Below are 10,014 nucleotides of genomic sequence, written 5' to 3'. Positions count from 1 at the left end.
GAGTTGTACCGATCGAGCCGCAGCTTGGTTTAGCATCCTGAGATCGGGACAGTCCTAATGCTATCAAAGTGCATAGGGAAAACTTAATAATTTCTATTGTCGCGGGGTGGAGCAGTCCGGTAGCTCGTCGGGCTCATAACCCGAAGGTCGCAGGTTCAAATCCTGCCCCCGCAATCTGGTCCCGTGGTGTAGCGGTTAACATGCCTGCCTGTCACGCAGGAGATCGCCGGTTCGATCCCGGTCGGGACCGCCACTTTTTTTTTTAATTGGCTCAGTAGCTCAGTCGGTAGAGCAGATTGCTCACATCGATGAAAAGCTTCTGCGGCAATCTGCGAGAAAGATCGTGAGATCTTTTGAGCAAAGGACTTACTGAATTAAAGTTTAGGGAATATTTGAATTATGGCTCAGTAGCTCAGTCGGTAGAGCAGATTGCTCACATCGATGAAAAGCTTCTGCGGCAATCTGCGAGAAAGATCGTGAGATCTTTTGAGCAAAGGACTTACTTGAATTAAAGTTTAGGAAATATTTGAATTATGGCTCAGTAGCTCAGTCGGTAGAGCAAAGGACTGAAAATCCTTGTGTCGGCGGTTCGATTCCGTCCTGAGCCACCTTTATTGTCTGTGGATATGTATAGAAAACTTCTATAAATATGATGCGGGTGTAGTTTAATGGTAAAACTTCAGCCTTCCAAGCTGATATCGTGGGTTCGATTCCCATCACCCGCTCCAAATGGGCCTATAGCTCAGCTGGTTAGAGCGCACGCCTGATAAGCGTGAGGTCGATGGTTCGAGTCCATTTAGGCCCACCATTCGTATAAAATTCAGCTCGGGAGAATAGCTTGGTTGTTCTTCTAGACTAGCGATAAAAAATATCTTAATAATCCGCAGTATCTTAATATTCCGCAGTAGCTCAGTGGTAGAGCATTCGGCTGTTAACCGAACGGTCGCAGGTTCGAATCCTGCCTGCGGAGCCATCTATATGGGGAAGTACTCAAGAGGCTGAAGAGGCGCCCCTGCTAAGGGTGTAGGTCGCGTAAGCGGCGCGAGGGTTCAAATCCCTCCTTCTCCGCCATAATAAACGGCCCCTTGGTCAAGCGGTTAAGACACCGCCCTTTCACGGCGGTAACACGGGTTCGAATCCCGTAGGGGTCATCTATCAAAAAAGCTGTTGACAATGTGTCAGCAGCTTTTTTGATTTGGGTTTGCCATGTAAATTGAATTCAATCCTGGTTCTAGTTGCTAACAGTAAAATGGCTTTGGCTTAATTCCCTGAATTTCCGCTTAAATGATATCGGGCCTGTCAAGCAGATTGGTTATTCCCATGTATCCTCTCATTTCTAATCCATTTGTGTTTCTATTATACAATGCTCGGCATCAATAATGGTGCCGGGCTTTTTTACATTTGTCTGACGAAATAAGATCATGGGCTGGAGTCATCGAATGAACGAGAAGACTATAACAACGAGACTCCTGTCTGTCCTATTAAAACAACGACTAATAAAATCCTATATTACTAAACTGCTTTTTCGTAACTGCTTGCTGTTAATATTGTCGAAACCCCAGTTATTTACATATTTCTATTCAAATTTTATCGAAAAACAGTGTTTATTGTCATAAAATTAAAAAAACTTTTACAAGGATATTCGAAACTCAAATCGAATAATAGATAAAAGTCATGAAATATTTTTGGAGCGGGGAGAAGGATTGTTTTGAATTCATTATTGCCTACGGATTATCAGCTGCATTTGTTTCATGAAGGTACGTTTTATGAAAGCTACCGTTTATTTGGTGCCCATCTTTTTGAGGAAAATGAGAGGCAGTTTACCCGATTTTGTGTATGGGCTCCATCTGCTGCCATTGTCAGACTAGTCGGTGATTTCAACAATTGGAATGGAGAAGGGTATACCTTTCATAGAGTGAATAATGAAGGTGTTTGGATGCTGATGGTCGATAGAAATCTGGAGGGTGCCCTATATAAGTATGAAATTATCAATCATAACGGTGAACGGCTGCTAAAATCAGACCCATTCGGCTATTATTCCGAGCTTCGCCCACGAACTGCCTCAATTGTATATTCTCTTAACGGTTACCAATGGAACGACCATAATTGGCGAACTCGCAAAGAGAAAAAGCCGATCTATGCTGAGCCGGCAGCGATATACGAAGTGCATGCAGGCTCCTGGAAAAAGAAAGAGGATGGAAGTTTTCTTACTTACAGGGAGTTGGCTGAGCAACTAATTCCGTATGTCCTGGAGCATGGTTTTACGCAGATTGAGCTGTTGCCATTAGTTGAGCATCCGTTCGACGACTCATGGGGCTATCAGGGTACTGGCTATTATTCCGTTACAAGCCGTTACGGAACACCGCAAGACCTGATGTTTTTCATTGATCAGTGCCATCAAAATGGGATAGGTGTAATACTTGACTGGGTTCCCGGGCATTTTTGCAAGGATGATCATGGACTGTTTCGCTTTGATGGGAGCTATTTGTTTGAGTACCAAAATAGCCATGACCGGGAAAATCATGAATGGGGAACGGCCAATTTTGATCTCGGAAAGCCGGAAGTACAAAGTTTTTTGATCTCCAATGCATTGTTTTGGATGGAATATTTCCATGTGGACGGGTTTCGTGTTGATGCAGTGGCGAACATCATCTATTGGCCTAATTCAGATGGCTGCCATTCCAATCCATACGGGCTCGAATTTTTAAAAAAATTGAATAAGGCTATCTTTGAGCAAGACGAGAACATGTTGATGATCGCAGAGGATTCAACGGACTGGCCACAGGTGACCAGCCCTGTGCATTATGGCGGGCTGGGCTTCAATTATAAGTGGAATATGGGTTGGATGAATGACATTTTGACCTATATGGAAGCTCCCTCCTCTCAAAGAGCAAAACACCACAGCAAAGTAACATTTTCACTGTTATATGCATTTAATGAAAATTTTGTTTTGCCATTCTCCCACGATGAAGTGGTGCATGGCAAGAAATCGCTGCTGGATAAAATGCCGGGAGATTATTGGCAAAAATTTGCGCAACTGCGTCTTTTGCTTGGATTTATGTTTGCCCACCCAGGGAAAAAACTGCTGTTTATGGGCACCGAGCTTGGTCAGTTTGCAGAATGGAAGTTTAGAGAACAGCTTGATTGGCATTTGCTTGAGTATGACATGCACAAAAAATTAAATGACTATGTTAAAGAATTACTTAAGCTTTATAAGCGTTCCAAACCATTGTACGAACTCGATCACCTGGGTGAAGGCTTTGAATGGATTGACGTGGATAATGGGCAGCAGTCAATCTTTTCTTTTATGCGTAAGGGGGCAAAAGAGGGCGAGTTTTTTATCATCATTGGTAATTTTACAGAAAAAACATATCTGGATTATAAAATTGGTGTTCCTGCGGCAGGACAGTACCGCGAAATATTTAACAGTGACCAGCTCGCATTTGGCGGGGCAGGTTTTGTGAACAAGCGGGTTGTAAAAGCGGAAGAAAGCAGCTTTCACGGAAGGCCTTATTCTGTGAAATTAACGGTATCGCCATTTGGGTTAACCATATTAAGACCTGTGAAAAAGCGGAAGGAGATGAACAGCAATGGTGAAGAAAAAGTGCGTCGCAATGCTACTAGCAGGAGGAAAGGGAAGCAGGCTTAGTACATTGACGAAGAGCCTGGCGAAGCCGGCCGTTCCATTTGGCGGCAAATATAGAATCATTGATTTTACGTTGAGCAACTGCACAAATTCCGGGATTGACACTGTCGGTGTCCTCACTCAATATCAACCTCTTGTTTTAAACTCCTATATTGGCATCGGCAGTGCCTGGGACCTGGACCGAAAAGATGGAGGGGTCACAGTTTTACCCCCATACAGCGAGTCCTCTGAAGTGAAATGGTATACAGGAACAGCGAGTGCCATTTACCAAAATTTAAATTATTTAGTTCAGTACGACCCTGAATATGTACTGATCCTCTCCGGAGATCACATTTATAAAATGGATTACGAACAAATGCTGCAATACCACGTTGAAAAAGGGGCAGATGTGACCATTTCCGTCATCGAAGTTCCCTGGGCTGAAGCGAGTCGATTCGGGATTATGAATACGAGCGACGACATGAAAATAACCCAATTTGACGAAAAACCGCAAATGCCAAAAAGCAATCTTGCCTCAATGGGAATTTATATTTTCAACTGGAGCGTCTTAAAAGAGTATTTGGAAATGGATGACCGTAACCCGGAATCCTCACATGATTTTGGCAAGGATGTCATTCCACTCCTTCTTGATGAGAAAAAGAAAATGTATGCCTATCCATTTAAAGGTTACTGGAAAGATGTTGGGACAGTAAAAAGCCTCTGGGAAGCAAACATGGATATGCTGGATGAAGAATGTCAACTTAACCTGTTTGATTATTCGTGGCGAATCTACTCAATCAACCCGAACCATCCTCCACAATATATTTCAGCGGAAGCGGATATTACTGAATCGCTCGTCAACGAAGGCTGCACCATTGAAGGGGATATTAGAAAATCTGTTTTATTCCAGGGTGTTACCGTTGAAAAAGGGGCGGTTGTCAAAGAAACGGTCGTGATGCCGGATGCTGTCATCGGAAAAAACACTTATATCGAAAAAGCGATCGTTCCTTCCAATATCCGTGTTCCTGACGGCACGGTGATCCGCCCTGTCGATGAATCGGAAGAAGTGGTACTCGTGACCGATGAACTGCTGAAAGGTATTTTCTCATAATGTTATCCAGACAAACAGTAAACATTAGTCTGAAACGCTGACAAATAATAAATCGGGAGGGACAAAAGTTGAAAAAGCGACTACTGGGTGTTATTGATGCAACGACCTATCATGAAGATTTAGAAGAATTGATTATTCATCGTTCTCTTGCAGCAGTTCCGATCGCCGGGCGATATCGACTAATTGACTTTGTATTATCAAATATGGTGAATTCAGAAATTGAGAGCGTTGCGATTTTTCCAAAATTCCAATACCGCTCCTTAATGGACCATTTAGGTTCCGGGCGAAACTGGGACCTCAATCGAAAGCGGGATGGACTGTTCTTTTTTCCATCGCCAAATTTAGATGGGCCGCAGCAGGGAATTGGATCGTTTACCCACTTTGCGGCAAACCTCGATTATTTTTACCGAAGTACACAGGATTATGCCGTGATTGCGAACTGTTACACCGTGTTAAATATGGATTTCAGGCCAGTCCTTGATTGGCATCTTGCATCCGGATGTGATATTACAGAGATTCGCCAGAAGGGAAAATCGCTAGAAATGTATCTGGTGAAAAAATCCCTGTTGATTGAATTAATTGAGACAAGAGAAAATACGGGCTATACCTGCATGCGGGATGTTGTGGCCGATATTGGCCATTCATATAGGCTCTGCACCTATAATTATACCGGATTCACCTTTATGATCGACTCAATTAACACTTATTTCAATGCGAGCATGAGCATTCTTCAACCAACGATTTGGCAGCAGCTATTTTTGAAGGATCAGCCAATTTATACAAAAGTAAAAGATGAACCGCCAACCCGCTATTTAGCAGGAGCGAGAGTCAAAAATGCGATGATTGCGAACGGCTGTATCCTTGATGGGTATGTGGAAAACAGCATTATTTCAAGGGGAGTAAAGATCGGCAAAAACTCGGTGATTCGAAACAGTATCATTATGCAAAAATGCCAAATTGCCGAAAACTGTGTGCTAGATTCAGTTATTTTGGATAAGGATGTAAAGATAGAGCCGAATACTGTTATGAAGGCTTCCAGCCGCCATCCGTATGTGATTCGAAAAGGAACCGTACAGGGAGCGTTGATGAATTCGTGAAGCTACTATTTGCTGTATCGGAGTGTATGCCGTTCATTAAATCCGGCGGGCTGGCGGATGTTGCAGGATCATTGCCAAGAGAATTGAAAAAACTCGGAACGGATATCCGTGTCATCATGCCAAAATACGGGAGCCTCCCGGAAGAGTACCGGAAGCGTTTAAAAAAGATTTGTGAACTCAATGTACAGGTCGGCTGGCGCAACCAGTATTGCGGGATTGAAGAGCTTGTATTTGAAGGGGTAACCTATTATTTTGTCGACAATGAGTATTATTTTAAGCGCGATCGCCTGTACGGATATTTTGATGACGGTGAACGATTTGCTTACTTTAACCGGGCTGTGCTAGAAAGCTTGTCCTGCCTCGATTTTTATCCTGATATTCTTCATTGCCATGATTGGCATACTGGCATGATTCCTTTCCTGCTTAAAGCAGGATATGCAAAAAGGGAAGGCTATGGAATGATCAGAACTGTTTTTACGATTCATAACCTGCAATTTCAGGGTGTATATCCTAAGGAAGTTTTGCAGGATTTGCTGGGTCTCGGCGATGAATATTTTAACAGTGAACAGCTTGAATTTTATGGAGATGTCAATTTTATGAAGGGGGCACTTGTTGCCGCTGATAAGATCACAACGGTCAGCCCTTCCTATTTAGAGGAAATTCAAATGCCTTATTACGGGGAAAAGCTCGATGGGTTGCTGAGGAGAAGAAACGCCGATTTGGTTGGAATTTTAAATGGAATTGACGATGAATTTTACAATCCAGCCAATGATCCTTTTGTAACACATCCATACAGTTATAACAATTTGGCCGGAAAAATAAAAAACAAACAAGAGCTGCAGCGTTTGTTCGGGCTCGCTGAGCAGGCTGATACGCCGCTTTTGGTGATGATCACAAGGCTTACTAAGCAAAAGGGACTCGATCTCGTCAAACGGGTGTTTGATGAGCTCATGGCTGAAAATATGCAAATGGTTGTTTTAGGGACAGGGGATGCGGAGTTTGAGGATTTTTTCAGGTGGAAGAGCCACCAGTTTTCATCACAATTTAATGCACATATCGGGTTCGATGAAGCATTGGCCCATAAAATATACGCCGGCACAGATTTGTTTTTAATGCCGTCCCTATTTGAACCGTGCGGCCTTGGCCAGATGATCGCAATGAATTATGGAGCGGTACCGATTGTCCGGGAAACGGGAGGCTTAAATGATACAGTCCAACCCTTCAATGAGTTTTCCAATGAAGGCAATGGTTTTTCTTTCAAAAACTTTAATGCCCACGATATGCTTTACACGATCCGGAGAGCGCTCCGCTTTTATGAAGATAAAAAGATCTGGGATCAGCTTGTAAAACGGGCGATGAAAACTGACTACAGCTGGGCGCAGTCGGCATTCAAATATAATAAGCTTTATGCTGAGCTGATCTCAAGGAGTGATAGTCATGTTTTCTAACAAAGAGGAATTTAAAGCTTTGTTCCTGCAGCGCCTTGAGATGACATATGGCAAAAGTTTTAATGACAGTACGAAATGGGACCAGTTTCATACACTCGGCAGCATGATCAGGGAATACATCAGCCCGGATTGGATTCAAACGAACGAGCGCTACAGAAGCACAGGGACGAAGCAAGTATACTACCTGTCAATCGAGTTTTTACTCGGGCGGCTGCTGCGGCATAATTTGATGAATATCGGGATGGAAGAGGTAGTGAGCAACGGTTTAAAAGAACTTGGAATCGACCTGGATGAACTTGAAGAGGTCGAGGCGGACGCAGGACTTGGAAATGGCGGACTCGGCAGACTCGCAGCATGTTTCCTTGATTCGCTTGCTTCTTTAAATATGCCGGGACATGGCTGCGGCATCAGATATAAGCACGGCCTTTTTGAGCAGAAAATTGTCGATGGCTATCAAGTTGAACTGCCGGAACAATGGCTTCGGCACGGCCATGTGTGGGAAGTGCGTAAAGCAGATTTAGCCATCAATATCCCGTTTTGGGGGACTGTTGAAAGCTATACGGAAAAAGGCGGGCTTCGTTTCCGCCATGTGGATGCGGAAATGATTACTGCTGTTCCATATGATATTCCGGTCGTTGGCTATAACACAAATACGGTAAATACGCTGCGGCTTTGGAGTGCAGAGCCGTCCCCATATCCAATTAATAAGGATATTTTGAAGTACAAAAGGGAAACAGAATCCGTGTCTGAGTTTCTTTATCCTGATGATACACATGACGAAGGGAAAATCTTGCGGTTAAAGCAGCAATATTTTCTTGTCTCAGCAAGTATTCGTTCCATTATCCGTTCATATAAGCGTAATCATGCCAGCTTGCTTAAACTGCCTCAATACATAGGGCTTCATATTAATGATACACACCCTGTTTTGGCGATCCCGGAGCTGATGCGGATATTGCTCGATGAGGAGAAGCTTGGCTGGGACCAGGCTTGGGAAGTGACGACGAAAACGATTTCTTATACGAATCATACGACTCTCTCAGAGGCGCTCGAAAAATGGCCGATTCGCCTGTTCCAGCCGTTGCTGCCGAGAATTTATATGATCATCAATGAAATTAACGAGCGTTTTTGTAAAGATTTATGGCTGCGCTATCCCGGTGATTGGGAGCGGATTGAAGCTATGGCGATTATCGCACATGGAAAAGTGAAAATGGCCCACCTTGCGATCGTTGGAAGCCATAGTGTCAACGGAGTCGCAAAAATTCACACAGATATTTTGAAGCAACGGGAGATGGTCCGCTTTTTTGAAATATCGCCTGAAAAATTTAATAATAAAACAAATGGAATTAGCCACAGAAGATGGCTCCTCAAGGCAAACCCGCGTCTGGCTGCATTAATCACCGAGACGATTGGCCCGTCCTGGGTGGGAAATCCCAGCTCCCTTTCTCATCTGGGTGAGCATCTTAATGATCAGTCACTCTTGGGACAAATGAACGCTATTAAAAGGGGCAACAAGGAAAGCCTAGCCTTGAAAATCAAGGAGAAAACCGGTATAACCGTTGATCCTGCTTCAATTTTTGATGTGCAAGTGAAAAGGCTGCACGCCTATAAGCGCCAGCTGCTAAACATTCTCCATATCATGCATTTATACAAGCAAATCAAGGATGACCAAAGTTTTAATATGCACCCGAGAACGTTTATCTTTGGGGCAAAAGCTTCGCCGGGCTATTATTATGCGAAGAAGATAATTAAACTGATTCATGCTGTTGCCGACAAAGTGAATCATGATCCGAAAGTAAACGACAAGCTGAAAGTGATCTTTCTGGAAAATTATCGCGTTTCGCTTGCTGAAGAAATATTTCCGGCCACTGACATTAGTGAACAGATTTCGACCGCGAGCAAAGAAGCATCAGGCACCGGGAATATGAAATTCATGATGAATGGCGCTGTCACGCTCGGAACATTGGACGGTGCAAATATTGAAATTATGGAGAAAGCCGGCGAGGAGAATATTTTTGTGTTTGGTTTGAGTGCAAGTGAAGTTTTGAACTATTATCAAAACGGCGGCTATCATTCCCGTGAGTATTACCATCTTGATACGCGGATTCGGAATGTAGTCGACTCGCTTGGCAATGGCTTTTTTCCAGGCGTCGGAGATGAGTTCGAAACCATTTATGATTCCCTGCTTATGCAGAATGATCAGTACTTTGTATTGAGGGATTTTGCCTCTTATGCCGATATTCATAAACAGGCAGGCAAAGCGTACGAAAACGAGCAGGGCTGGCTGAAAATGAGCTTAATGAACATAGCCCATTCCGGCTATTTTTCGAGTGATCGGACGATTCGGGAATATGCGGATGATATATGGAACATCAATTCTTCTCCGGGAGCGGTAAGATAGTAAGACAAGCGCAAGCGCCTTGTTCAGCCCCGACAAGCGCTGGCCGACTAAGAGCGCCACGTCCTGTGGCAACGTCGGCACTAGTACGTCCTGTACGTCGAAGGGCCTGACGGTGAAGTCGTTCTTTGACTTCATTGGCAGGACCGAAGCGACTCGAAGGGCTAGGCGCTGGGGCTGGACATGGAAACGCCCTACTAAGAAGTATCAAAAATTATATACTTTAACTATAGAAAATGAGGCCGGATTCCGGCCTCATTTTTTGTCTTTATGATTGTCTTCTGCATACCGATCAGACCTGTGGTATGGAATATCTCCAAACGGTGATTCCGTAAGTT

General features: G+C 43.8%; 5 protein-coding genes and 8 tRNA genes. All 13 read left to right on the top strand.

Annotated features, from left to right (window positions below; translation table 11 throughout):
* The first annotated feature begins 100 nt into the window (after positions 1–100).
* The 13 genes from CU635_RS06865 to CU635_RS06805 all read left to right on the top strand — a co-directional run bounded on the left by CU635_RS06865 (position 101) and on the right by CU635_RS06805 (position 9,679).
* Positions 101–174, top strand: a tRNA-Met gene (locus tag CU635_RS06865).
* A gap of 3 nt (positions 175–177) precedes the next feature.
* Positions 178–253 (top strand) — tRNA-Asp (locus CU635_RS06860).
* 282 nt (positions 254–535) lie between these two features.
* Positions 536–608, top strand: a tRNA-Phe gene (locus CU635_RS06855).
* 46 nt (positions 609–654) lie between these two features.
* Positions 655–728 (top strand) — tRNA-Gly (locus tag CU635_RS06850).
* Positions 729–731: 3 nt separating this feature from the next.
* Positions 732–808: transfer RNA gene (locus CU635_RS06845), tRNA-Ile, on the top strand.
* Between the two features lie 90 nt (positions 809–898).
* Positions 899–973: transfer RNA gene (locus CU635_RS06840), tRNA-Asn, on the top strand.
* Positions 974–980: 7 nt separating this feature from the next.
* Positions 981–1,071 (top strand) — tRNA-Ser (locus CU635_RS06835).
* An 8-nt stretch (positions 1,072–1,079) separates the two neighbouring features.
* Positions 1,080–1,151, top strand: a tRNA-Glu gene (locus tag CU635_RS06830).
* Positions 1,152–1,702: 551 nt separating this feature from the next.
* Positions 1,703–3,649 carry a 1,4-alpha-glucan branching protein GlgB gene (glgB, locus tag CU635_RS06825; protein ID WP_101576425.1) on the top strand — a complete coding sequence of 649 codons (1,947 nt, stop codon included), beginning with the start codon at positions 1,703–1,705 and terminating at the stop codon, positions 3,647–3,649.
* Positions 3,591–4,736: a glucose-1-phosphate adenylyltransferase gene (locus tag CU635_RS06820; protein ID WP_101576424.1), complete on the top strand. Its 1,146-nt coding sequence runs from the start codon at positions 3,591–3,593 to the stop codon at positions 4,734–4,736. The genes glgB and CU635_RS06820 overlap by 59 nt, the downstream gene beginning before the upstream one ends.
* Before the next feature lie 68 nt (positions 4,737–4,804).
* Positions 4,805–5,833 (top strand): GlgC family sugar phosphate nucleotidyltransferase, encoded by a 1,029-nt coding sequence (locus CU635_RS06815; RefSeq protein ID WP_101576423.1) that lies wholly within the window; start codon positions 4,805–4,807, stop codon positions 5,831–5,833.
* The gene (glgA, locus tag CU635_RS06810) at positions 5,830–7,281 is read left to right on the top strand and encodes a glycogen synthase GlgA (RefSeq protein ID WP_101576422.1); all 1,452 of its coding nucleotides are present in this window, start codon (positions 5,830–5,832) and stop codon (positions 7,279–7,281) included. The genes CU635_RS06815 and glgA overlap by 4 nt, the downstream gene beginning before the upstream one ends.
* Positions 7,271–9,679, top strand: a complete 2,409-nt coding sequence (locus CU635_RS06805) for a glycogen/starch/alpha-glucan phosphorylase (RefSeq protein WP_101576421.1) — start codon at positions 7,271–7,273, stop codon at positions 9,677–9,679. Before glgA ends, CU635_RS06805 begins: the two co-directional genes overlap by 11 nt.
* The last annotated feature ends 335 nt before the right edge of the window (positions 9,680–10,014 follow it).

It is taken from the genome of Bacillus canaveralius (assembly GCF_002860125.1).
GTDB classification, from domain to species: domain Bacteria; phylum Bacillota; class Bacilli; order Bacillales; family Cytobacillaceae; genus Bacillus_BJ; species Bacillus_BJ canaveralius.
This window is presented reverse-complemented; position numbering and strand designations above follow the sequence as displayed.

What these genes read in the sequence shown, in the direction of transcription:
- CU635_RS06820 (WP_101576424.1), top strand. Translation starts at nt 3,591, where the DNA reads ATGGTGAAGAAAAAGTGCGTCGCAATGCTACTAGCAGGAGGAAAGGGA.
- CU635_RS06805 (WP_101576421.1), top strand. Translation starts at nt 7,271, where the DNA reads ATGTTTTCTAACAAAGAGGAATTTAAAGCTTTGTTCCTGCAGCGCCTT.